This window comes from Clostridioides sp. ES-S-0010-02 (genome assembly GCA_020641055.1).
GTDB lineage: Bacteria > Bacillota > Clostridia > Peptostreptococcales > Peptostreptococcaceae > Clostridioides.
Genome location: CP067345.1, coordinates 810,608 through 836,607 on the forward strand (window position 1 = coordinate 810,608; position 26,000 = coordinate 836,607).

22 protein-coding genes and 1 pseudogene are annotated in these 26,000 nt (G+C 27.7%); 17 read left to right on the forward strand and 6 right to left on the reverse strand.

The window, feature by feature from the left end; genetic code table 11:
- Nucleotides 1-18: 18 nt before the first annotated feature.
- Nucleotides 19-891, forward strand: coding sequence for a tagatose-bisphosphate aldolase subunit GatY (gene gatY / locus JJC01_04115; GenBank protein UDN59055.1), 873 nt, complete (start codon nucleotides 19-21; stop codon nucleotides 889-891).
- 324 nt (nucleotides 892-1,215) lie between these two features.
- Here gatY and JJC01_04120 read toward each other — a convergent pair.
- Nucleotides 1,216-1,431, reverse strand: a pseudogene (locus JJC01_04120) (ECF transporter S component).
- A gap of 519 nt (nucleotides 1,432-1,950) precedes the next feature.
- On the opposite strand from JJC01_04120, the gene JJC01_04125 reads away from it, so the two are divergent.
- From JJC01_04125 to JJC01_04145, 5 genes are read left to right on the forward strand one after another with little or no spacing between them, the layout of a single operon-like run.
- A complete protein-coding gene (locus JJC01_04125) occupies nucleotides 1,951-4,029 on the forward strand; it encodes a glycoside hydrolase family 31 protein (protein ID UDN59056.1) in 2,079 nt (692 codons plus the stop codon).
- Nucleotides 4,029-4,808, forward strand: a complete 780-nt coding sequence (locus JJC01_04130; GenBank protein UDN59057.1) for a PTS sugar transporter subunit IIC — start codon at nucleotides 4,029-4,031, stop codon at nucleotides 4,806-4,808. The genes JJC01_04125 and JJC01_04130 overlap by 1 nt, the downstream gene beginning before the upstream one ends.
- Nucleotides 4,801-5,610: a PTS system mannose/fructose/sorbose family transporter subunit IID gene (locus tag JJC01_04135; protein ID UDN60120.1), complete on the forward strand. Its 810-nt coding sequence runs from the start codon at nucleotides 4,801-4,803 to the stop codon at nucleotides 5,608-5,610. Before JJC01_04130 ends, JJC01_04135 begins: the two co-directional genes overlap by 8 nt.
- 20 nt (nucleotides 5,611-5,630) lie before the next feature.
- Nucleotides 5,631-6,113 carry a PTS sugar transporter subunit IIB gene (locus JJC01_04140; GenBank protein ID UDN59058.1) on the forward strand — a complete coding sequence of 161 codons (483 nt, stop codon included), beginning with the start codon at nucleotides 5,631-5,633 and terminating at the stop codon, nucleotides 6,111-6,113.
- Between the two features lie 38 nt (nucleotides 6,114-6,151).
- Entirely contained in the window at nucleotides 6,152-6,538 is a 387-nt protein-coding gene (locus JJC01_04145; GenBank protein UDN60121.1) for a PTS sugar transporter subunit IIA, read from the forward strand.
- 475 nt (nucleotides 6,539-7,013) lie between these two features.
- On the opposite strand, the gene JJC01_04150 is transcribed toward JJC01_04145, so the two are convergent.
- Nucleotides 7,014-8,195, reverse strand: a complete 1,182-nt coding sequence (locus JJC01_04150) for an ROK family transcriptional regulator (GenBank protein UDN59059.1) — start codon at nucleotides 8,193-8,195, stop codon at nucleotides 7,014-7,016.
- A gap of 212 nt (nucleotides 8,196-8,407) precedes the next feature.
- Here JJC01_04150 and xylB point away from each other — a divergent pair, with 212 nt between their 5' ends.
- Nucleotides 8,408-9,949 (forward strand): xylulokinase, encoded by a 1,542-nt coding sequence (xylB, locus tag JJC01_04155; protein UDN59060.1) that lies wholly within the window; start codon nucleotides 8,408-8,410, stop codon nucleotides 9,947-9,949.
- 69 nt (nucleotides 9,950-10,018) lie between these two features.
- Complete coding sequence (gene xylA / locus JJC01_04160; GenBank protein ID UDN59061.1) at nucleotides 10,019-11,356, forward strand: xylose isomerase; 1,338 nt, start codon at nucleotides 10,019-10,021, stop codon at nucleotides 11,354-11,356.
- A gap of 176 nt (nucleotides 11,357-11,532) precedes the next feature.
- Here the strand turns inward: xylA and JJC01_04165 are convergent, their stop codons facing one another.
- The 3 genes from JJC01_04165 to JJC01_04175 form a co-directional block, all read right to left on the reverse strand.
- Nucleotides 11,533-13,263, reverse strand: a complete 1,731-nt coding sequence (locus tag JJC01_04165; GenBank protein ID UDN59062.1) for an MBL fold metallo-hydrolase — start codon at nucleotides 13,261-13,263, stop codon at nucleotides 11,533-11,535.
- Nucleotides 13,264-13,349: 86 nt separating this feature from the next.
- Nucleotides 13,350-13,610, reverse strand: coding sequence for a DUF1254 domain-containing protein (locus tag JJC01_04170; GenBank protein ID UDN59063.1), 261 nt, complete (start codon nucleotides 13,608-13,610; stop codon nucleotides 13,350-13,352).
- Nucleotides 13,611-13,624: 14 nt separating this feature from the next.
- Nucleotides 13,625-14,398 carry a sulfite exporter TauE/SafE family protein gene (locus JJC01_04175; protein ID UDN59064.1) on the reverse strand — a complete coding sequence of 258 codons (774 nt, stop codon included), beginning with the start codon at nucleotides 14,396-14,398 and terminating at the stop codon, nucleotides 13,625-13,627.
- A 605-nt stretch (nucleotides 14,399-15,003) separates the two neighbouring features.
- Here JJC01_04175 and JJC01_04180 point away from each other — a divergent pair.
- The 7 genes from JJC01_04180 (at nucleotide 15,004) to JJC01_04210 (ending at nucleotide 22,149) form a co-directional block, all read left to right on the forward strand.
- Entirely contained in the window at nucleotides 15,004-16,203 is a 1,200-nt protein-coding gene (locus tag JJC01_04180; GenBank protein ID UDN59065.1) for a peptidase S41, read from the forward strand.
- Between the two features lie 321 nt (nucleotides 16,204-16,524).
- Nucleotides 16,525-16,986 (forward strand): helix-turn-helix domain-containing protein, encoded by a 462-nt coding sequence (locus tag JJC01_04185; protein ID UDN59066.1) that lies wholly within the window; start codon nucleotides 16,525-16,527, stop codon nucleotides 16,984-16,986.
- A 20-nt stretch (nucleotides 16,987-17,006) separates the two neighbouring features.
- Nucleotides 17,007-17,363 carry a DUF4180 domain-containing protein gene (locus JJC01_04190; GenBank protein UDN59067.1) on the forward strand — a complete coding sequence of 119 codons (357 nt, stop codon included), beginning with the start codon at nucleotides 17,007-17,009 and terminating at the stop codon, nucleotides 17,361-17,363.
- A gap of 280 nt (nucleotides 17,364-17,643) precedes the next feature.
- A complete protein-coding gene (locus JJC01_04195) occupies nucleotides 17,644-18,396 on the forward strand; it encodes an ABC transporter ATP-binding protein (GenBank protein ID UDN59068.1) in 753 nt (250 codons plus the stop codon).
- Nucleotides 18,397-20,304, forward strand: coding sequence for an ABC transporter permease (locus tag JJC01_04200; GenBank protein UDN59069.1), 1,908 nt, complete (start codon nucleotides 18,397-18,399; stop codon nucleotides 20,302-20,304).
- A 151-nt stretch (nucleotides 20,305-20,455) separates the two neighbouring features.
- A complete protein-coding gene (locus JJC01_04205) occupies nucleotides 20,456-21,130 on the forward strand; it encodes a response regulator transcription factor (protein UDN59070.1) in 675 nt (224 codons plus the stop codon).
- Entirely contained in the window at nucleotides 21,130-22,149 is a 1,020-nt protein-coding gene (locus JJC01_04210) for a sensor histidine kinase (protein ID UDN59071.1), read from the forward strand. Before JJC01_04205 ends, JJC01_04210 begins: the two co-directional genes overlap by 1 nt.
- 128 nt (nucleotides 22,150-22,277) lie before the next feature.
- Here the strand turns inward: JJC01_04210 and JJC01_04215 are convergent, their stop codons facing one another.
- A complete protein-coding gene (locus JJC01_04215; protein ID UDN59072.1) occupies nucleotides 22,278-23,252 on the reverse strand; it encodes a hypothetical protein in 975 nt (324 codons plus the stop codon).
- 655 nt (nucleotides 23,253-23,907) lie between these two features.
- Here JJC01_04215 and JJC01_04220 point away from each other — a divergent pair.
- Both JJC01_04220 and JJC01_04225 read left to right on the forward strand, forming a co-directional pair.
- Complete coding sequence (locus JJC01_04220; protein ID UDN59073.1) at nucleotides 23,908-24,789, forward strand: proline iminopeptidase-family hydrolase; 882 nt, start codon at nucleotides 23,908-23,910, stop codon at nucleotides 24,787-24,789.
- Nucleotides 24,790-25,186: 397 nt separating this feature from the next.
- On the forward strand, nucleotides 25,187-25,990 hold the full coding sequence (locus JJC01_04225) for a hypothetical protein (GenBank protein UDN59074.1): 804 nt from the start codon (nucleotides 25,187-25,189) through the stop codon (nucleotides 25,988-25,990).
- Nucleotides 25,991-26,000 lie beyond the last annotated feature (10 nt).

The following is a 26,000-nucleotide window of genomic DNA, read 5'->3' on the forward strand; positions in this document are numbered from 1 at the left end:
TATATAGGAGGATGAATTATGGCATTAGTGACAACTAAACAAATATTATTAGATGCACAAGAAGGGCATTATGCAGTAGGAGCATTTAATGTTGAAAATATGGAGATGGTTATGGCAGTAATAGAAGCTGCTGAAGAACTTAAATCACCTGTAATACTACAGACAACACCTTCAACAATAAAGTATGCAGGATTGGATTATTATTTAGCAAATGTAAAGGTTGCATCAGAAAAGGCAAGTATTCCTGTGGCTATGCACTTAGACCATGGTTCAAGTTTTGGACTAGCAATGCAGGCACTTAGAGTTGGATATACTTCTATTATGATTGATGGTTCTCATGAAAGTTACGAAGATAATATATCAATATCTAAAGCTGTTGTAGATGCATGTACACCTTCAGATATACCTGTTGAAGCTGAATTAGGTAAAGTTGGAGGTAAGGAAGACGATTTGGATGGTGGTGATGGTGGAGCATATACAGACCCACTACAAGCAAAAGAATTTGTAGAAAGAACAGGGGTATCATCTTTAGCAGTAGCAATAGGCACAGCACATGGGTTATATAAAGGAGAGCCAAAGCTTGATTTGGATAGATTATCTGAAATTAGAGAGGTTGTATCAGTTCCATTAGTGTTACATGGTGGGTCTGGAATACCAGATGAGATTATTAAAGAATCTATAAAAAGAGGGATTTGCAAGGTTAATTATGCAACAGAGTTAAGGATTGCTTATAGTAATGGGGTTAAGGATGTGCTTAATTCTGACCCTGAGGTAATTGACCCTAAGAAATATGGTAAAAAAGGTCTAGATTCGGTTAAAGAATTTGTTAAGAGTAGGATGGAAGTTTGTGGATGTGTAGGAAAAGTAGTAGGGGCAGTGGAGTACTGTTAATAAAATCTAATTATAAATATATAAAATAAAGTAAGAGGTTTATTATAAACCTCTTACTTTATTTTATATATTTAAGAGAATAAATGAGCAGTTTGGAGGGATATGTATGGTAATTAGAAATAAATAAAAATACAACCACTTAATACAGATTTAGAATCTAAATTTATATTAAGAGATTGTATTTAATTAAATTAATACAAATATTGCATAATTGAATCATTAATATTAAAATTAATGAAAAATGAAGTAGAAAATATTGTTATACAAATATATGTATATAAATTTATCATAATATTTAATAAATTAGATATGATATACAACTTATTAAGAAGAACTAGATGTACTTCTATTATATTGAGATATAAAACCTTTAGGCATTTTACTTATAAAATACACAACCATAATACAAGATAAAGGCTTGTCTACTATATTGCTAAGGATTCTTGGAAAGAATGCAGCAGTAAATATCTTATGACCAGACTGAACTAAAAAACCGACCAATAAATCAGCACCACTTCCACTTAAACCACCAAACAATAAAAAATAAAAGTTGATGAAAATAAATTTATAATAATAATAGATATTCCATTATCAAGATTTTAAATACTATAAATAATATGAAGTCTCTAAAATAAACTTTAAGTATATAGGAAGTATTTATTATTTGTATGGTTTTTAATTTATTAGAATTATAGGGAAGACATATATTATAAATTTGAATATTAAGATTTTTTTGAGGGATAGTAGACAAACTATTCCTTATTTTTATAACTAAGGATAAGTGTTATATATGACAGTGAGGATAACAATGGATTTGTTTATTTGTGAGTATTAGGTTATACAAAAGCTGTTATCTATAACTAAATTGGAAAATTCTATCAAATTTTGGAAAACGATTGACAAAGAGAACCAAATAAAGTATATTATTAGTAAGTTAGTTTAATGTACAAATAAATTGTATGCAATGTTTAATATATAAAATTAAGATATTAGACTGAGTTATTTAATTTTAAAGTACATCAAAATGGAAGATTAAATTATCGATTTAGGAGGATGGCTGTGGTAAGAATATTTGAAGATTATATTGAAAAAAGATTTGACAATGAACTACTGCGAATAGAAGCATGGGGAAAAAATTCTTTACGTATTAGGTCATTTGTCGACCAAAATTTTATTGATGAAAATTATGCTCTTAATGAAAAACCTAAGTTGAATAAAGAAGATATTAAAATCGACAAGAGTGAAGATGGTAGTGTAAGTATTAAAAATGGAAAATTAAAGGCTATCTTAGACCATAGAGATAGAATTACATTTTATAACGATAAAAATGAAATATTGTTAAAGGAATTTATTAGATTAAGAGCTGTAAAACACGATGATGGTGGAGAAGACGTAGGAACCATTGAAATTACCAAAGACTTTAACTCCACACTTAAATTAAAATCAAGAGAATATAGACCAAGTTGTAATGGAGAATTTGAAGTAACTACTAGATTTGAGTCTAAACCTTGTGAAAAGGTTTTTGGGATGGGACAATACCAACATGAATTTCTAGATTTAAAGAATACCATTTTGGAGTTAGCTCAAAGAAATTCTCAAATATCAGTTCCTTATTATATTTCTAGCTTAGGTTATGGATTTTTATGGAATAATCCAGGGATTGGAAGAGTATCTTTTGCCAAGAACATAACAGAGTGGAAGATGTTTTCTACAAACTTTATAGATTATTGGATTACTTGTGGAGAAAGCCCAAAAGAGTTAAGTAAAAATTACTCTCAAGTTACAGGAACTGTACCTATGATGCCTGAAAACCTATTAGGGCTATGGCAAAGTAAATTAAGATATAGAACTTCAGAGGAAGTTTTGGATGTTGTGAAAGAATACTCAAAAAGAGGCATTAAACTTTCGTCAATTGCAATCGACTATTTTCATTGGCCTAAGCAAGGTGAATATAAATTTGACTTAGATTATTGGAAAAATCCTAAGGAATTAGTTAGGAAACTAAAAGAAGAGTATTCAGTAGAACCAATAGTATCTGTATGGCCTACAGTTCAAAGTGATGCAGAAAACTACAATGATTATTTAGAAAATGGATATTTAGTCAATGTTAATCGTGGTGTCAGAATGACAATGCAAATTCAAGGAAATACAGTATTTGTAGACATGACAAATAGAGATGCAAGGGACTATGTTTGGGATAGAATAGATAAAAATTATAAGCAACTGGGAATTGATTATTATTGGTTAGATGTAGCTGAACCTGGATATTCTGTTTATGATTTTGATAATTATAGATACAAAAAAGGAAATGTTTTAAGCTGTGGTAACATTTATCCTATTGATTATTTAAAAATGATTTATCATGGTTTACATGATGATACAGAGTCAGTTGTAACTCTTGTAAGAGGAGCTTGGGCAGGAGCTCAAAAGTATGGAGCTTTAGTATGGTCTGGTGATATTGATTCTAGTTTTGAGGCTTTTAATAATCAAGTAAATACAGGGTTAAATATGGGACTAGCAGGTATACCATGGTGGACGACAGATATTGGAGGTTTCCATGGAGGAAATCCTAACGACCCAGAATTTAGAGAACTTATGGTGAGATGGTTCCAATATGCTACTTTTTCACCAATTTTAAGAATGCATGGAGATAGATTGCCTCATAGCAAACCATTATCAAATAAAGGTGGAGGTTCAATGGTAACTGGAGCTCCTAATGAGATATGGTCTTATGGTGAAGACGTTGAAGTAATTCTTACAAAGTTCATCAAAATTAGAGAAAGTATAAAAACTTATTTATCAAAATTGATGAAAGAAGCTCATGAAGAAGGAACACCAATTATGAGAACTTTATTTTATGAATTTCCTGAAGATGATAAAACTTGGGAGATTGATAATACATATATGCTTGGAGATGAAATTTTGGTTGCTCCAATAATGAATTATAAAGATAGAAGTAGAAAAGTATATTTGCCAAAAGGATATACATGGGAGAATATCTTTAGTGGGGTTAGTTATGAAGGTGGAAAAACTTATGAAATTGAATGCCCACTTGAAGAAATTCCTATTTTCTTAAAGCAAAATTCTAAGCATAATTTTGAAGAACTAAAAAATATTTTGAGAGAGGTGAAATCATAATGGAGCCACAATTATGGCAATTATTATTAATCGTACTTTATGGATTTTTTATAAACTATGAAAAAAATTCAACAATGTTTGGTACATATCAACCAGTAACAGCAGGTTTTATTACTGGTCTTATCCTAGGTGATATAAACACAGGTTTATATATTGGAGGTACATTACAACTATTATCATTAGGTATTAGTAACTTTGGTGGAGCATCAATACCTGATTATCAAACAGCAAGTATAGTAGCTACATTTATAACTATTACAACTAAGCAAGAAGCATCTGTAGGAATTTCTATAGGTATCCCAGTTGCTTTATTGATGGTACAGTTAGATGTTCTTAGAAATACTATTGGTATATGGCTAGTTCATAAAGCAGAAGATGGAGCTAGAAAAGGAAATTATAAAAATATAACATATATGCAAATGTTAGGAGTATTATTAACAGCAGCTACAACAGGTATTCCAGTAGCTCTATCTGTAATATTTGGACCTTCTTTAATTAACACAATTTTAAAATATACACCTGAATGGTTAACAGGTGGTTTAACAGTAGCTGGAGGATTACTTCCAGCGGTAGGAATAGGATTATTACTTAGATACCTTCCTGCTAAGGAGTATTTTAGTTATTTAGTAATTGGTTTTGTTTTAGCAGTATATATGAAAGTACCATTGTTAGGTGTAGCTTTAATTGGAGGAGCAATTGCACTTATAATTTACAAAAAGAATGTAGAAAATCAAGCACAACATTATACTGTGGCAGGAGGTATGGATGAAGATGAGTGATAATGTATCAGTAAATAAATCAAATGAAAAAGTTAAGAAAAGTGTTCTATGGCGTTGGTTTTTCACAAGTTCTGTTTCTTCAAATTATGAGAAGATGCAAGCTTTAGCATATTGTTATGCAGTACTACCATTTTTAAAGGTAGTATATAAAGATAACCCAGAAAAACTTCAAAAAGCTGTATTAAATCATTTACAGTTTTTCAATACTAATCCATGGGTTGCACCTTATATTTTGGGTATTAATGTAGCTATGGAGGAATTATCAAGTGAAGATACTGAGGAGGCTGTTACTTCAATTAAAACAGGATTGATGGGACCAGTAGCAGGTTTAGGAGATAGTTTATTTGTTGTTATTCCATGGACAATTTTTGGAGCAATAGCAGCTAACATGGCGATAGATGGAAGTCCATTTGGAATCTTATTATGGATTGCAGTGAGTGTAGCGTTAAAATTATTAAGTATACCACTATTTAATGCTGGATATACATCAGGTACTAAGCTAATATCTTCAATTGAAAAAAGTTTGAAGATTTTAACTGAGAGTACATCTATTTTAGGATTAATGGTGGTGGGAGCATTGATACCATCTGTAGTAAAAGCTAATGTTGCTTTGAACTTTCAACAAGGCGACTTTACAATGAAAGGTCAAGAAATATTAGACCAAATTATGCCTGGATTAGTTCCTGCAATTTTAGTTTTAGTTGTGTATTGGGCTCTTAAAAAGAACATAAAGCCTATATACTTAATTTTAGGTGTAATGGTTGTTTCAATAATTTTATATGCATTAGGTATTTTAAAATAAGGAAAGGGTGATATTTAGATATGGAAATGAAAGGCATTAAAAATATTCGTATAGATGACCGTTTAATCCATGGTCAAGTTGCAACTATGTGGAGTAATAAATTAGGTGTTACAAGATTAATGGTAGTAAATGATGCAGTAGCTAATAATTCTGTTCAAAAACAAGTTCTAAGAATGGCTACACCTGCGGGAATAGCATCATCTATAATTACAGAAGAAACTGCCATAAAAAATATTACTGCTGGTAAGTATGAAGGACAAAATGTATTATTAATTGTAAAGTCTCCTGTTGACCTTATTCCATTTATAGAAGCAGGATTAAAGATACATAATATAAATGTTGGAAATATGTCAAGTAGAAAAGATACAACAGTATTAAAATCTAATATCAGTGTTACAGAAGAAGAGAAGGAAGCATTTAGAAAACTCCTAGATGAAGGAATTGAAATTACAACTATAATGACACCTGATGACAAAAAAACTTATCTTGTAGATATTTTATAAAATTAGAGAGGTGTATTAAAGTGAATAGTATTATTTTGATGAGTCATGGAAATATGGCTGAAGAAGTTTTGAATTCTGCAAAAATGATAATAGGGGATACTATAAATTATCCTACTGTAAATATGAAACAGGATGATGGAATTGAAGGAACAATAAAAAAACTAAAAAAAGCTTTAGAAGTATATAAAGAAAGTTCAGAAATAGTTATAATGGTGGATTTAATTGGTGGAACGCCATGTAATGCTGCTTTATTAGAGGCCAGTATTGATAGTAGAATTAAAATCATTTCAGGGTTAAATTTAGGTATGGTTATTGAATCAGCTTTTTCAGATGAAAAAGAATTAGCAGTAAAGTTAGAGAAGATAGGTAAAGACAATATTTCTATAGTTGAACCTACAATGAGTTTATTATCTGATGATGAATAGAAACTTTATATTAATATCTAATTAATGTACAACTTCTGAGAAAGAGAATATAAATAATCTTGTGTAAACTCCAGAATAAATTTAATTTTAGAATTTATACTTTAAAGGGGTTATGGCTGTGTAGTCATAACCCTTATTTAAGATTATTACCATCTTTATAAAAATAGCATCTATATAAAGCTATTCTTAATTTTTTTGACTTTAATAATGACTGTAACTAATATTTCATTAAGATGAATATTTAATCGATTTAATACTTTAGGTCAGGTTCTAAAACTTTGAATTCACTTATATATAATACTGGAAGTTATTAAATAAAGTGATTTATGAAGTGATTCATCTGTTGTAAATGTCGATTTAGATGTAGTTACCTTTTTCAGTGTTCCATTACAATTATAGTATAAGTAATGGGTTTGAATTCGTTTAGGTATTAAAAAATGTAACTAGCTTTTTAAGCTAGTTTTTAGATTACTCATTATAGTGTAGTTATTTTATCATTTATTTCGTTCATCAAAGTTAAATTTTGTATATTTAAAAAGCTCTTGATATTTACAGCAGAACCACCATATAGAGATGCCTCAGACCCTAATGATGAAATTTCTATATTTATACCTTTGTTAAAAGAACTAACTAACATATCTTTTGTAATCTGTAATATCTCAGGTATATCTCTAATTATTTGGCTATTTAAATAGATTATCTCAGGAGCATAGGTTGCAATAGCATTATTTATAGCTATTGATAAGTAACTGCAAAAATCCTTAATAACTTTTTTAGCATTTTGATTATTTGCATAGTATAGCTGTTTTACCATATTAGAATCCATCTTAGGGATATTTTCTAAAGAAGAAAGTTGTTCAAATACTTTTTTCTCTGAACAATATTGTTCTAAACATCCAAGGTTTCCACAAGGACAGGGTTTACCATTAGGCATGATAATAGTATGGCCAATTTCGCCGCTCATACCATTTCTACCATTATATAATTTATTGTTTATTATAATGCCTGAACCAAATCCACTGTGAATACTAAGACTAAGTAATGAACTATGTATCGTTGAGAAAGTACTCTCAGCTAAAGCTGTTAAATTTGCCTCATTTTCTATATGAATAGGGAAGTCGTATTTTTCACTAAGGATACTATATAAATCAATCTCATTAAGATTATAATATGGAGTAAACAGTATTTTATTTTCACAAGTAATTCCATGTATAGCCAGAGTGAATCCTACTACATTATAAGGAGTATCTATTTTGGATATATTATAACTATTTATGACTTCATCTATTAGTTGTATGACATTATCTTTATTTATCTGTATATCTGTCAAATTCTTTGACTTTATAATAGTTCCATCTAAATAAGATAGAGAAGAGAATATATAGTCATATCCAATATCCATACTTAAAGAAATCCCTGCACATTTATTAAATACTAAAAGTATGGGTTTTCTTCCACCACTATGAGTGCTATTTCCAATTCCTATTTCATGGACTAGAGATTCATCAATAAGTTTTTTGGTAATAGCAGATATAGTTGCTTTGTTTAATCCTATGGTAGAGGCGATACTCGCTCTAGAAATAGGACCATTTTTTATAATTTGTTCAAGTACCAATCTTTCATTCATTTCTCGAATAGTGTATTTATCAGTAACCAATTTGATATTCCTCCTTAAAATAATATTGTAATACTTTTTAGTTAAAAATAAAAGGTTATTTTGCATTGACAAAGATAATTAAATATTTTATTATTAGTTCATAAGTTAGTTTAATATACTAACAAAAATAAAGCAAGTAAAATATATCTAAACATAAAAAAATTGGAATAGGAAAACGATAATTATAAGTACTATCTCAAGGAGGGATTAAATTGGAGTATGTATTAGGTGTAGATATTGGTACATCAGGTACGAAAACTGTCTTATTTGATAAACTAGGAAATACTATAGAAAGCTGTACATATGAATATCCTCTTATACAAGAGAAATCAGGTTGGGCAGAACAGGATGCTAATGACTGGTGGAAAGCTGTAGTAGAATCTATAAGACATGTAATTCAAAGTTCAAATATAAGTAGTGAATATATAAAAGGAATTGGATTATCAGGACAGATGCATGGTCTAGTTATGCTAGATAAAGAAGGTAATACATTAAGAAACTCTATAATATGGTGTGACCAACGTACAATAAAAGAATGTGAAGAGATAACTGACTTAGTGGGAAAAGAAAGATTAATTGAAATAACTGCTAATCCAGCACTTACAGGCTTTACAGCATCAAAAATATTATGGGTTAGAAATAACGAACCTGATATTTACAAAAATACTAATAAAATACTTCTTCCAAAAGACTATATAAGATACAAGTTGACAGGAAAGTATGCTACAGAAGTATCAGATGCAAGTGGTATGCAGTTACTTGATATAAGTAAAAGAAATTGGAGTGATGAAGTACTTGAAAAGTTAAATATCGATAAAAACCTTTTAGGTAAAGTTTATGAATCTCAAGAAATAACAGGATATGTGACTAAAGAGGTAGCAGACTTAACAGGGCTTAAAGAAGGAACAATAGTTGTAGGAGGAGCTGGAGACCAAGCAGCAGGAGCTATAGGAAATGGAATAGTTGAAGAAGGGGTAGTTTCATCTACTATTGGCACATCAGGGGTGGTATTTGCATATACAAAAGAACCTAAAGTTGATAAAGAAGGTAGAGTTCATACTTTCTGTCACGCAGTACCAAATACATGGCATGTTATGGGTGTTACTCAAGGGGCAGGATTATCATTAAAATGGTTTAAGGATAATTTCTGTCAAAGAGAAATAGAAATTTCAAAATCTTTAGAGAAAGATGTATATGAAATTATAAATGGGCAAGTAAGTCAGGTATCATCAGGATGTAATGGATTACTTTACTTACCATATATGATGGGAGAGAGGACTCCTCATCTTGACCCTTATGCTAGAGGAGTGTTCTTTGGATTATCTCCAATGCACTCTAAAAAAGAAATGGCAAGAGCAATTATGGAGGGTGTTTCATACAGTTTAAAAGATTGTATGGATATAATACAAAGCCTTAATATAGATGTTAATGAAGTAAGAGCCTCTGGAGGAGGAGGTAAAAGTAAAGTCTGGAGACAGATGCAGGCAGATATGTTTAATCAAGATGTATATACTATAAACTCAAGTGAAGGTCCAGCATTGGGAGTTGCAATTCTTGCACTAGTAGGGTCAGGAATATATGAAAATATACAACAAGCTTGCAATGTCATAATAAAAACTTCAACTAAGTTAGAACCAATAAATGAAAATGTGGACATGTACAAGAGATATCACAAATTGTATAAAAAATTATACAAGTCTTTAAAAGATGATTTTAAGATGTTAGATGAAGCAGTTAATTTTAAAGATAAATAATTAAAACAGGTTTAAACTAATAAAAAATATTACATACATCATATGTGTAAAACATTGGGAGGATATAAAATGAGTGAAATATTTAAAGGAATAGGACAAGTAAAATTTGAAGGAATAAATTCTGAAAATGAGTTAGCATTTAGATACTACAATCCTGAACAAGTAGTAGGAGATAAGACTATGAAAGAGCACTTAAGGTTTGCAATGAGTTACTGGCATACTTTATGTGGAGAAAGTAATGACCCATTTGGAGTAGGTACAGTAGATAGACCTTGGAATAACATGACAAATCCAATGGAAATAGCAAAGTTTAAAGTTGATGCAGGATTTGAATTTATGACTAAGATGGGAATTGAGTATTTCTGTTTCCATGATAGAGATATAGCTCCAGAAGGAAAAGATTTAGCTGAAACAAATAAAATATTAGATGAAATAGTTGAGTACATAAAACTTAAAATGAAAGAGACAGGTATAAAATTGTTATGGGGAACTGCTAATATGTTTGGTAATCCAAGATTTGTTCATGGGGCATCTACAACTTGTAATGCTGATGTTTACGCTTATGCAGCGGCTCAAGTGAAAAAGGCTATGGAAGTTACTAAGTATTTAGGTGGAGAAAACTTTGTATTCTGGGGTGGAAGAGAAGGTTATGAAACTTTACTTAATACTAATACAGAACTTGAAATGGATAACTTTGCAAGATTTCTAAAAATGGCTGTAGATTATGCTAAAGAAATTGGATTTACTGGACAATTCTTAATAGAACCTAAGCCAAAGGAGCCTACTAAACATCAATATGACTTTGATACTGCTACAGTTTTAGGATTCTTAAGAAAGTACAATTTAGATAAATACTTCAAAATGAATATAGAAGCAAACCATGCAACACTTGCAGGTCATACTTTCCAACATGAGTTAAATATAGCTAGAATAAACAATGTTTTAGGAAGTGTTGATGCAAATCAAGGAGATTTATTATTAGGATGGGATACAGACCAATTCCCAACAAATATATATGATGCAACACTTGCAATGTATGAAGTGTTAAAGCAAGGTGGAATAGCACCAGGTGGATTTAACTTTGACTCTAAAGTAAGAAGAGCATCTTTTGAAGTAGAAGATTTATTTTTAGCTTATATTGCAGGAATGGATACATTTGCAAAAGGATTATTAATAGCTCATAAATTATTAGAGGATGAAGTATTTGAAAACTTTACTAAAGATAGATATGTAAGTTTTAGTGAAGGTATAGGTAAAGACATAGTAGAAGGTAAGGTTGGATTTAAGGAATTAGAAACTTATGCACTACAAATGTCAACTATAAAGAATAAGTCTGGAAGACAAGAAATGTTAGAAAACATACTTAATAGGTATATATATGAAGTTGATACAATTTGCAACAAGTAGTTGTATAGTTATGAATCTTAACTGATTAAATAAAAACTAGGGAGTATTCTCTAGCTTTTATTTTAAAGTGGAAGACTAAAGATGCAAAGTAAGAGACTAAAGATACTAAAAAATTAATTTAAATTACAACAAAGTGCCTATATTTGAATAATAAATCCAAAATAGGCACTTTAAAATTATTGTAACCAGAATGGCATATCTACAAATGGAGTAAATTCATCAAATAAGTCCAAATAATCTTGGGATTTTTGTGGTTCATTACATTTTGCTAGACCATTTTCAATAGCTTCAATAATATTAACTTCTTTTGTTATTAGCTTTGCCCATATTTCTTTGGACGCATCAATTGAAACATCAGCTTCTATATCACTATCTTGACCATGTATTTCAATAATTCCTCTACGTAACTCTAAATTAAACACTTCATTAGTATCAGTTACACATGCTAGTAGTGTCATATGAACAGCAGAACTTTTAGGACCATTTAGCTTAACTTTGAAAGATTCAAACATAGCTTTGGATGTTAGACCTATAAATGAATTTGAAAAAGGAGGGAATCCTGCATTGGCTCCACCTTGTTTTACTATCTGTTCAAAAGTTCCATCTAATGCCATTGCACTAGTTAGATACCAATTACGCCAAGTGGCATTCTCTGTTTGATATCCAAGCATACGAACAGCAGATGCCTTAAGGCTTCTAGCTTCCATATCGTTATTATTTATACGGATAGGATAGTTTAATATTTCTGCAGCCCATTCATAATCTTTGTCATCGATAGCCTTTTTAGCTTCAGTTAATATTACTTCACGACCACCCATAATTTTTATATATTTTTTAGCTGCATCTTTAGGATAAATAGGATTTAATTTACTTGCTTCACCATTAAACCAGCCTATATATTGGTCATAAACACCTTTAATGCCTTGTTTAAAAGTTCCATAAAATTCACCTAAACGTTCTCTTTGAAATAGATGCGGGGGAAGTTGTCCTAATTCATTTATTGCATAATCAGGAGTATATCCCATATTTATAAGTCTAACTGTTTGGTCATGAGTATACTGTATAGCATCTCTATAGTCTGTTAGAAGAGAAGTACATTCATCTTTACCATGTAGTGGTCTCATATGAGTTCCAACTAAATAATGTGGTTGATAATTACGAATTTTATCAATTCCTGCATACCATTTCTTAGCATCGCGAACAGTACCTCTAACAGTATATATGTTAGGAAATATTTCGCCTTGAACAGCATCTCCAACAAACATTATCTTTTCTTTAGGTAAAAATACACATACAGCATCTTCAGTTTCAGCCTCACAGTGGAATAACTCTAAATCAACACCTGATATAGTAATTTTCAATCCATTTTCAACAGATACAAATGTGTTTGGTGTAATAAATTTATTAGAACCTTTAGATAAAACAGGTCCACAACCTAAGTTAACATAGCCATGTTCTCCTTTGGGAAGTATAGAACCATACATCCAAACAGCTCTTCCCATTCTAATATCTAGTAGTTCCCCACTAGCTTGAGAGAAATGTTTTATAAATGTTTCATCGACAATAACTAAAACTTCTTTATTTTGGCTTTGTTCTTGACTTACACAGACACTCATACCGCCCCAATGGTCACCATGATTATGAGAAACTATGACTGCTTTGACTGGTTTATCAGTGATTTTACGAAAGCCCTTCATTATTTCTTCCATCATTTCTATAGTTTCAGCTGGGTCTATGATTATAATGCCATCAGTTCCTTCAATCATAACTGGATAAGATAATCCAAATCCAACAGCACTATATACATTTTCACCTGTTTTATAAATTTTTTGTTCCATTGTTTTAGAATGTTCTGTCAATCTAGGATTAACAAACTTCGATTTTTCAGTATAAGCGAAATTACTCATAGACATAACTCCTTTTAAATATTAAAAATTTTATTAGTTTACTCTAGTAACAACAGGAGGTAACCATTTACCACAAATAGCATCTATCAAGTGTTAGGTACTTCTATTATTACAGGTTCTTTACGTAAGTCAAGCCAAGCTGTTGAGTATGTAGTATCATTGTTTGGTGCTGGTATAAATGATGTTTGTGGTGATGCTACAGTGGCAGTATGAGCAAATTCATTAAAATTTGTTAATCTAGTTTGGGTATTCATAATCTGCGTATATAGCAATTCATACATACCTACTATTGGATATCCATATATATAAGTATTTTTAACTATTTTAAGTAAATCATTCTTATTCATTGAGAATTCCTCCTTTAAAATAACCTTACTATGTTCCATGAACATGTTATTATTACAAACAACATAACAGCATTATAAGCAATGATTAATTTTGCCTTACTTATTTTTTTATTAATAGCAGTACCTAACAACCCACCTAAAACTGCAGCAAGCATTATGCATAATAACGTTGATATATCAAGACCTAAAGGTATAGAGTTTGAAATTAATAGAGTTATTATTTTTGAAGCTTGAGAGAATAGTATCAGTATTATTGAGTTAACAGATGCGTTCTTTAAATCCATCGAGAAAAACAACGTCAGAGCTGTTATGTTTATAGGACCACCACCTATTCCTAAAAAAGATGAAATCATTCCTAAAGTATATCCAAGTAAAATTATAAATATACGATTCTTTATATGGAATTGTTTTTTATTAGGTAGATTTATGTATATTAATATAGATATTAATAAAGTAAAAAGAAGTCCATTCTGAATTATTTTTACAAGTTTATCTTTGTTAATAAATTCAACTATAAATTCAAATATTTCAGTACCAATTAAACCTCCTAAAATTGCTCCACTTCCAAGCAATATAGTTGTTGGTTTTTCAAATTTAGTTTTATATCTAATATGTTTAATAACAGCTGAACAAGACATAGTAAATACAGCACAAGTTGATAAAAAACTTATAACTGAAGCATCTAGTGTAGTTACTGCATCTAGCACTGGTTTTATAATAATTCCTCCACCAAGTCCAGAAATTGCTCCTACAATAGATGCAATAAATCCTACAATGAAAAATATCATATGTGTTTCTCCTATCCTAAAGTTTTATGCTAATTTTATTAATAGTAAGTATGCCCTAAAACAGTAAAATAATTTATTTTTAATAAGGGTTAAATTTGAAATAATTCATATATTTTTACAAATACTATTATCTATAATGAAATATAAAACTATGTAATATTAATAGTAGAAAATAAAAAAGGATTATATAAAAAATAGGATATAAAAACTTAATATTATCATTAGTAATAAATTAAACTTAAAAATAGTAATGGTTGTATAAAAAATAATTGACTTGTTAAAAGAAAATATAGAAAATTCTATATCAAATAAGATTACAGTATGTATGGTTGCAGTTAAAAATTAATTATAATATTTATGATAGTTTTGTAAAATAATATATGCACTTAGATATAAAAGAAAATTATTTAAATAGTAATTTTACTTTAGAGTAGCCATATTCAAGTATATTTATATATTTAGAGGCTTTTTATAAAATCATAAGAAGACGAATTTTAAGTATATTTGTGGAAATATAAATTATAATAAGATATAAGTATTAGTGTAGAATAGTTATAATAATATAGGCTATTAAAATATAAACTTGGAGAGTTGATGAAAATTGTATGAAAAAGAAAATATTGTTTTTAGGAATTATTTGTATATCTATAATTTTACTAAGTAATAATACTTATTCCCAAAAGAAGCAACTATCTGAGGAAGAAAAGATAGATGACTTTAAATATGTATATAATGTTATAAAAACAGGGTATCCTTACTTGGATGTAAATAAGAGACTTAATCATATTGACTGGTTAGAAAATAAGGACAAATATATAAAAAGAATTAAAAATACTGAAAGTGATGAAGAGTTTATAGAAGAAGTATCCTCTATATTATCAGAATTAAACAATAAACATACTGAGTTAATAGATAATAAAAACAGATATGAACTTTTTAAAAAATCATACTCTAATAATAATTGGTATGACTTTCTTAATGAAAAAAAAGTTGTAGATAGATATAATTCTATAAATACTAAAATAAAAATACCAAATGATATTTTTGTAAAAAAAGAACTGATTTTAGAAGATATAATTAAAGGTAAGGTTGGATACATGTATTTACCATCAATGTCACCACAAAATGGGTCAATGGATAAGGATTTAAAAATGATAGGAGATTATGTTAATACTTTAGAAAAATATCAAACTCTAATTATTGATATAAGAGGAAATTCAGGCGGAAGTGATAGGTATTGGAAAGGAATTGTATCTAAACTTATAAAAAATGATATAAAAATAGAGGGTTATAGACTCTATAGAAATAATAATAAAATAGTTAAAAAATACACCAATGCAAGAAATATAAAGTTAGAGCCTATAGAAAACCTACCAGTAGGTGTAAAGAAAAATGCACCAAAGGAAACTTTAAAAAATTTTAGTGATTTTGAAAAAACTTCTTATACCATAAATACTAATAATGATTTGGAATTTAAAGGTAATATATACTTACTTGTAGATGAAAAAGTATATTCATCATCAGAGTCGTTTTCTATGTTTTGTAAAGAGACTAAGTTTGCAACTTTAGTAGGAGAAACTACTGGAGGTGATGGTGGAGGAATAGACCCTGTGTTGTTTGAGTTAAAAAATAGTGGTTTAATAGTTAGAATGTCAAGTTGTATGTATTTAAACAAAGACGGAATATGCGATGAAGAATTTAAAACTATTCCTGAGTTTAAAGTAAAAGACTGTAAAAGAACAACAAATTTTAAAGATGATAACAGTATAAAAAAGGTATTAAAGCTTGAAAATATCAATTATTAAATAACAATTAAATGTTGCTGGATATTATTTTAGAGATTTATCTTTAGCATTAAAAATTATAGAAAAATTGTAAAAAAGTAACTCAAAATGATTTTAAATGATTTTGAGTTACTTTTTTATGTAAGTTTTGAAGTTTTTTATAAGATTTATTTGTCCTTTTAAAATTTGATTGGAACCTCTATACAAAGATTATAATAATTTCAATAGAGCATTAAAAAGCAATAAAATATAATAAATAGCAATAAAATACAAAATAAATTTGACTTTTTGATATTCTTAAACTAATATATTATTATTATCAAATGAAAGGTAAGTGTAGTTATGGAGGAAAAGTTTTATACAATAGACCAAGTTGCGAATATTTTAGAAATGCATCATAAAACAATAAGAAAGTTTATAAAAGATGGGAAATTAAAAGCTAATAAAGTCGGTAAGCAGTGGAGAGTATCACAAGAGGATTTAAATAGTTTTATGGATGTAAAGAGTGAAAATGAAGATAAGGGTATAGAATTTAGGTTAAATGCATCTGAAAACTTAGCGAGCATCCCAAAAGTTAATGTATCTACAGTAGTTGAGATAAATAATATATCTAATAATGAATATTCACGTTTATCAAATTTGCTTTTGGCACTTACAAATAATCCAACTTCAATATCAAGTGGTTCTACCATTAATTTGAAGTATGCTGAAAATGAAAATAGGCTTAGGGTTATGTTATGGGGAGATATAAAGTTTATTGAGGAAATGTTAAGCTCTATATCTTTATTAATAGAAAATATTTAAAGTAGAAATGAGGAATTAAAATGAATTACGATATAAGAGAACAAAAGGATAAAAAATATATTTTTGTAGATAGCAAATTTAGTAATGAAGAAGAAATCATGGATATTATATCACTGTGTATGGAACATGGTACAGATTATTTGATGTTGAGTAAGAATTCACTTACAGATGATTTTTTTAATTTAAAGACAGGTTTGGCAGGTATTACAATACAAAAATTTATAAATTATAGGATACAAGTTGCTGCAATTGTTGATGATAAAAATAGGATAAATAAAAGATTTTCAGAACTAATGTTAGAGTTAAATAAATCAAATAATTTTAGACTATTTGATAATTTTGAGGATGCTAAAAATTATATTTTAAATCTAAAATGACGGAGATTAATAAAATAAATAATATAAGTAAGGCATTTAGAAGTATTGAATATAAAAATAAAATACATATATATGATGATTATTTAATAAGTAAATGATATTTTCAGAATTAAGAAATTAATATAAATACAAACTTAAGAAACATATTTATTAATAACCTTTCTATGTTACAAAAGTGTAATACTGGTAGATAAAATGTAATATTTACATAAGGATTTAACCGTACAAAACCTTTAAAATAAAGATATACTAAGAAATGAACAAGTGGAGGTTATTAATTATGAAAGAAATATTAAAAATAAAGAATATATCAAAAGATTATGGTATAAAAGGATTTAAAACAAATGTATTAAAAAGTATATCTCTCACAGTTAATGAAGGTGATTTTATAGCAATAATGGGTCCATCAGGTGCAGGAAAAACAACATTACTTAATCTAATGTCTACACTTGACAAACAAACCTCAGGAGAAATAATACTCGATGGAATTAACATATCTAAAGTAAAAAATAATGAACTATCAAAATTAAGAAGAGAGAAGATAGGATTTATATTTCAAGACTATAACTTATTAGATAATATGACACTCATGAATAATATAGCACTTCCTCTGGCATTAGGGAAAAAGAAAAGTAAAGAAATTGAAGGTAAGGTATTTTCGATAGCCAAAAAATTTGGATTAGAAAATCATTTAGATAAATATCCATATCAATTATCAGGAGGTCAAAAACAAAGAGGTGCAGCAGCGAGGTCACTAATTACAAATCCAGCAGTAGTATTTGCTGATGAGCCAACAGGTGCTTTAGATTCTAAATCAGCTTATGAACTTTTAAACTCATTAGAAAGAATAAATAAAGAGAATAATGCTACTATTATAATGATTACACATGACCCTCTAACAGCAAGTTATTCAAATGAAGTATATATGATAAATGATGGAACTATAAAGTGTAAATTAAACAAAGGAAGTAGTAGAAAAGAATTTTATGGAAAAATTATGGATATGTTGGCCTCTATGGGAGGTGAAATGTAAGTGAGTGTACTTGGAATTGCTTATAATAATTTTAAAAGTAATATAAGAACTTATCTGGCATTTTTTATATCTATGGTCTTTTCAGTAGTTGTACTGACTAATTTTGAATTACTAAGATATGGTGATGCCATAAATGTATTGCAAGGGGAAAATCAGAAATTCACATTATCAGTGTTAATATCTGTAATAATAATATTGTCAGTATTTTTATTTTTCTTTATATGGTATGCGACAAATATATTCTTTAAAAATAGGTCAAAAGAAATAGGGATACTATCTTTTATGGGATTGGATTTATATACTATAGGAAAAATATATTTTGTAGAAAATATGCTTATAGGAATAAGCTCTTGTATCACAGGAATACTTATAGGGATAATAACATCTAGATTTTTCCAGGTAGTAATAATAAAATTATCAGGATTTGATATAAATGTATCCAATGGGTTTAGTATCAAAGCTATAATGTATGCCAGTTTGATATTTATTTCTATATTTATGATAATGACTATAAAAGGTTTTGTAACAATATGTAGAAGTAGTGTAATAAACCTAATTAACACATCTAAGAAACAAGACAAAATACCAAAAGTAGGTATAGGATTATACATATTAGCCATAATATCAATTTTAGTATTAGGATATGGTTATTATCTTTCTATGGATATACGCTCTGGAAACATAGCTAGTGTAATACCAGTTATAGTGATAATAATAATAGGTACTTATGGTTTATTTAAATCAGTTATGCCTGTTGTATTTCATATGATAATGAAAAATAAAAAGGTATTATTCAATGGAAATAATATAATAGCAATAAACAATATAAATTATAGATTAAATAAAAACTATAAAACTTACTCTATAATAGCTATAATTATAACGACTACAATATCAACCCTTGGTGCATCAGTTGCCATAAAACATATGCAACAAAATGCTCAAGAACAGAGGAATGTATATACTGTTAGTATAGTTTCAATAGATAAAAATGAAGTAGATAGAACACAAATAGAAGATATAATAAAAGATACTAATAGTATAAGATATTCAGTAAATCCAGAACTAATAGCTTTAGAAAATCCAGATAGCAAAGATGATTATGATAAATTAAATATAATAATGAAATACAGTGATTTTTACAATATTCTCAAAGTAAATGGAAATGAGAAGGAATTAAAAGAGTATGGCGAAAAATTAGTTGAAGGAAATAATGTAATGCAGTTAAAAAGTCCTCAAACGATATTAACATTAGCTAAAAAAGAAACTAGTGTGAACATTGATGGACAAGTATATAATATTACAAAAGGGGAAATAAAAGTACCAGTATTGGGAACAGGGATTAATGACAGCATTATAGTAGTAAATGATAACATCTACTCTAAGTTAAAAGACAAAGGAGAACAAATATATTTTTATGGAGCGAAAGTATCTGAGGAAGAAAATAGCCAAAAGATGTTCGATAATATTGAAAAAAATTTAAGTATGAAAAGTGGCTACATGAGAAATGGATATAAAGCTCAAAACGAAAGTCAATGGATGAAATTTGCATATGTAGTGCTTGTATTTTTATTTTTAGTATTTACGCTTGTGGCTGGAAGCATAATATACATGAAAATATATAGTGATGCTTATGAAGATAGAGATAAATATAAAACTTTATTGAAGATAGGAACTACAGAAAAAGAAATAAATAAAGCTGTCTTTAAAGAAGTAGCTATATTTTACACTTTACCAATGTTAAGTGCAACAATATCAAGTTACTTTGCATTAAGACTAGCAGGCAGTTTACTAATGGCTGATTTATTTAGTATATATATATTAAGCTTAGTAATATGCTTAATAATCTTCATAATATATGGAGCAGTATCTATTAATAAGTTTAAGAAGGTAATATACGAAAATTAATCAATAAATTTGTTAAAACAAAGAGACTCTTACAATAAGAGTCTCTTATTAATTAGGTTTAAGCCGTTTGACTAATAAATGTATACAAAATATAATATGATAGAGATAATTTATATTATAATAAAATATTAAAATAATGGAGATTGCATAAATGTATAAAATTTTATTAATAGAAGATGATATTGATTTATCAAAAGAAATTGCTTTGGCGTTAGAACGATGGGGATTTAAAGTAGAAGTAATTGATAATTTTGAACTGATTTTAGAAGAATTTATAGATAAAAAACCAGATGTAGTACTTTTGGATGTTAATTTACCACTGTATAATGGATTTTACTGGTGCGAGAAAATAAGGGGTGTTTCAAATGTTCCAATCATATTCCTTTCATCAAGAGATTCTGATATGGATTTAATAATGGGAATAAATAATGGAGGAGATGATTATATTACAAAACCATTTTCTATAGATATCTTAGTTACCAAAATAAATGGGATAATAAGAAGAGCTTATAATTATAGCGACTCTAATAGTATTCTATACTACAAAGATTTAATGTTTGATGTAGGAAAAGGAATTATAAAACACAAGTACAAGGAAAAAGATATAGAATTGACTAAAAACGAAATAAAAATTTTAAACTTATTATTAAAAAATAAAAATAAAGTTGTATCAAGAGAAAGTCTTATGATGACTTTATGGGATAATGATGAATTTGTTACAGATAATGCTCTTACTGTAAATATAAATAGATTGAGAAGTAAGGTTAAAGAGTTAGGTGTTGATGATTTTATAAAAACTAAAAAGGGAATAGGATATATAATATAATGATAGTAAAATATTTAAAAGACAGATTCAAGTATATTGTGCTTTTTTTTATTATCATTAGTATAATAAATATTTACTTATTTGCTATAAATATATTTGAGAATCAATATGCAGAGTTAATATACTTAGATTTTCTAGCTTTACTCATAATAATAGTATTTTTTATTGTAGATTATATAAACTTTAAAAATAGCTATAAAGATTTATGTAAGTGTCTAGAAAATAATGATGATATAGACAACTACTTGATTAGTGGACAATCCTTTGAAGCAAATATCATGAGAGATATTATTGAAAATTTGAAATCAAAGAATAATGATGATACAAAAAATTACAAACAATCTCTAAAAGAATTAGATGAATACATAGCTAAATGGGTTCATGAAATAAAGATTCCAATATCATCTTTGAGTATAATTACAGATAGATTAAATAATATAGAAGATAGTACAGATATTAAGAATCAAATTGCAAAAATAAACTTTTTAGTAAATTCTATTTTATATAGTAGTAGAAGTAATAGTATGTTTGAGGACATATTTATGAATAAAGTTAATCTAGAAAAATTAATAAAATCCTCTATAAAGAATAACTCGTTTTTACTCATAAAAAACAATATTGAAGTTAGTTTAAACAACTTAAATTATACTGTTTACACTGATTCTAAATGTATAGCCTATATTTTAGACCAAATTATTAATAATGCTATAAAATACTCAAAAGAAGTTGGTAAAATTGAATTTAATGCAAAGCCATTAGAAAACGGAGTAGTGTTATCTATAAAGGATTATGGTATAGGTATAAATGAAGAGGATATATGTAGAGTTTTTAATAGAGGATTTACAGGAACAAATGGAAGAAATAGATTGTATAAATCTACTGGAATGGGATTATACTTTGCAAAAAAGATGATAGATAACTTAGATCATAAGATTGATGTATACTCAGAAAATGGTGTTTATACAATTTTTAATATTCATTTTTATAATATATCTGATTATTTAAATCTAAATAATTAAATTAATAGATTGAGTGTATCCACTTTAAATCTAAAAAATATAGTAGTATTTTACTGTAGAATATAATTTGAAATAGTATTACGAATCAAAAAGCAGGGAGATTATCTACCTGTTTTTGATTCATAATACTATTTATAAAAATTATTATCTCTGAGAACTTGAGCACGTATACGGTTAATTAAAAACTGTTTTAATTTAGTTAAGCAGAAAAATAAAATAGCTCTATTTTCAAATTCTGTTCTATCAACAGGTAGAGGTTGATTTTGCATACTAAGCATTAACCTGCCCAATTCTTCAAGAAGAAGATTCCCTGTTTCGGCTTCAAATTCAGTATAACCTATCTTATGTATGAAAGCAGATAGAATATGAGCTTGTGGTGGAGTAGAGTCTAGTTGAGATACATAACTATATAAGTCTTCTAAGATATCCCGTTGGCTTTTTATAATATCCATATGTTCTAAGAAAAATTTAGTATCACTTAATAAAGTATTATTAATATTATCATAAGTTTCAGAAATACTACTATCAATAAGTGAATTTAAGGTATATAAATCTCTACTGAACCTATTTTCTTTTTTAGGATTTACAATAATATTGGCAATATCTATAAGCACAATACTCACTTCTTCTTGTAACTTTTTTTGGACTTCATAGATTTTATGTATATTTGTTGGAATATACATATTTATTATGACACCTATTCCAGTACCTATTGCAAATATTCCAGCTTCATTTAAAATCCATTTAATAGATGTTTCTCCTTGTAGGAAGTAATGGGATGCAATTACTACACACATGGCAATAACATCTTGAATTTTTAATAAAAAACAAAGTGGTATAATTATGAATATAAATATTGAAAATGAAGTCAAATTATATCCTAAAATATTAAAACATAAATAGGAAAAAATAGTACATAAAAGAAAACCATAAACCTTTCCAATAGAACCCTTAAGCGTTTCTTTTTTAGTGTCTTTTACTGTAAGTAGTACTATAACTCCAGCTACCATAGAGTATTCTAATTTTAACAGCCAAGCAATAGATATAGCAAGAGAGCATCCAAGAGATAATTTTATTACTTTAAGTGAATTAATATTATTCAAATATAAACCTCCTGTAAACAACTATAATAAAGATAATTTTAACATAAAACTAATAGGGTTTGAAATGTAATTAATTATACTTAATTATTTTATTGCCCTATTTAGCTAAATACAATCAGTATATTTTTATTTTATGAAAGTTTTTGTATATATTATTTGCCAGTGTAAAATCTCCTACATTTGCTTGAGTTAAAAATATTAACAAAAATGATGTAATAATTGTTGCTTTTGATGATTTGCTAATAATACCAATAAATAGCGCTATAAAGCTCATACTGACAAGTACAACTGACTTTAAAATATTATTATGTTGATTATAAGTATAGTATGTTCATAAGAATATTAGAAATGCAAGAAAACTGGTATACATCATGATGATATTTTTTTTATTTCATATCATAATAACAAATAAAAATAGTTGTAGCAAATGAAAATAGTCAAAAATGTATATACTATTATTAATAAAAAATAAAATTATATAATTAATATGATTTTATAATTTGTTTTGTATGGTGATTTTTAACTTTTATGTTATACTATTTATAAAAGTAAGTATAAAGATAAAAATACATAATTAAATATGTATGAGAAGTTTTAAATAGCCTTATTAATGAACTTAATTATTGTTCATAATGACAAATTGGAGGAGATAAACATGAAAATTACTGAAGGATACATGCCTTTTGAAGGTTTTAAAACCTATTACCGTATAGTGGGAGAAGCTACAGAAGGAAAGAAACCATTAGTACTACTTCACGGAGGTCCAGGTTCTACACATAACTATTTTGAAGTATTGGACAAGATAGCTGAAAGTGGAAGACAAGTTATAATGTATGACCAAATTGGTTGTGGTAATTCATTTGTAGAAGGGCATCCTGAGTTATTTAATGCAGACACTTGGATAAAAGAACTTATCGAACTAAGAAAACATCTAGGGCTTGATGAAATACATCTATTAGGTCAGTCTTGGGGAGGTATGCAGGCTATTTGGTATGCTATTGAATATAAACCAAAGGGTATCAAGTCGTACATTCTTTCATCTACTCTTTCTTCTGCAAAACTTTGGGAAAAAGAACAAAAAAGAAGAATATCATATATGAGTGAAGCTGACCAAAAAGCGTTACTTGATGCAGTAAATACTGGAGATTACTCTAGTAAAGAATATAATGATGCATTAGAAAAGTTTATGGAGATGTATTGTGCAGGGGAAGTAACTGAAGATTCTCCTGAATGTTTAAGAAGACCTAAAAAGTCTGGTTCTGAAGCATATATTGTAGGATGGGGATATAATGAATTTTCTCCTACAGGTACTCTTTCTGGATATGAGTTTACAGATAGATTACATGAAATAAAGGAACCTTGTTTAGTAACTAGTGGAGCGATAGATTTGTGTTCACCATATATTGCAAAGACTATGTATGATAGGATACCTAATAGTAAATGGGAACTATTTGAATATTCAAGACATATGCCATTTGTTGAAGAAAATGATAAATATATAGAAGTTCTAACTAAATGGTTAAATGAAAATGATTAAGCTTATATAAATTTATAAAAGAGATTAAACTGATTGTTTAATCTCTTTTTTTATTATTTTATTATAAATTAGAGTATTTTTTATATGTGATAAATTTTGAATAAGAATAATATGAACAATTGTAAAAAGTTTAAAAGTATTTAAAGAGAAAAAAAGTCTTAAAACCTCAATAAATCATACAAATCATTAAAAAACTACTATAATTAACATATAATAACAGAATTTAAAAACACTTAGTTTTATGAGATTTTAGAAATTTTTTTTAAAATTGGTATAATTATTCTGTTTAAACTTGCTTAAAAAGTATATTTATTATAATAAGAAACAATTATATAAATAGGAATAGATTATTATATTAATATATAAATAAAAATAACTATAGAAGGAAAGGCATATTATGGAAAAGTCAAAAGTTATTGAAATGATAAAAAATAATCCTAATATTATAGCAACTATAAATAATCCAACTGATGAGATGAAACTATTAGCTATCAAAGAAAATGGACTTGTACTAGAATATATAAATAATCCAACTAGAGAGATGCAAGAATTAGCAATTGATAACAATATTAGAGCAATTAAATTTATAAATGACCCAACAGAAGATATGATGATAAAAGCAGTAAATGATGGATGGAGTATATTAGACTATATAAAAAATCCAACTGATAAAGTGATTAAATTAGCTATAAATCAAGCAGGGTGGGCTATTAAATATTCTAAAAATCCAAGTGAAGAGTTACAATTATTAGCAGTAAGAAAAAATTATGATTCGATAAAGTTTATAAAACAACCTTATGAAAGTGTACAAGAAGAAGCAGTAAAAATAAGTTATGATGCATTAAGATATATAGATTTTCCTAGCTATAATACAGAACTTATAGCTATTAAGAATAATGAGGCAGCTATTAACTTTATAACTAATTTAGATAAGAATAAAATATTAGAATTCCTAAAAGTAAATATTTTAGTGATTAAGTATATTGTAAAGAAAATATCTAAAGAGGAATTAGAAGAAGTATTAAAAGAAGTACTATCAAAAGAAGATGTTGAAGAAAAGTATATTAGAGATTTTTTAAATTGTAATATTATAGATAGAAACAGTGACTATATAGCAATAGACAAGATGATGTTTATTTACAAATATGGAAGTAAAACAGCAAAAAAAATAGCTGTAGACGAAAAATTGAAAATTATGTAGGAGAGAGAAA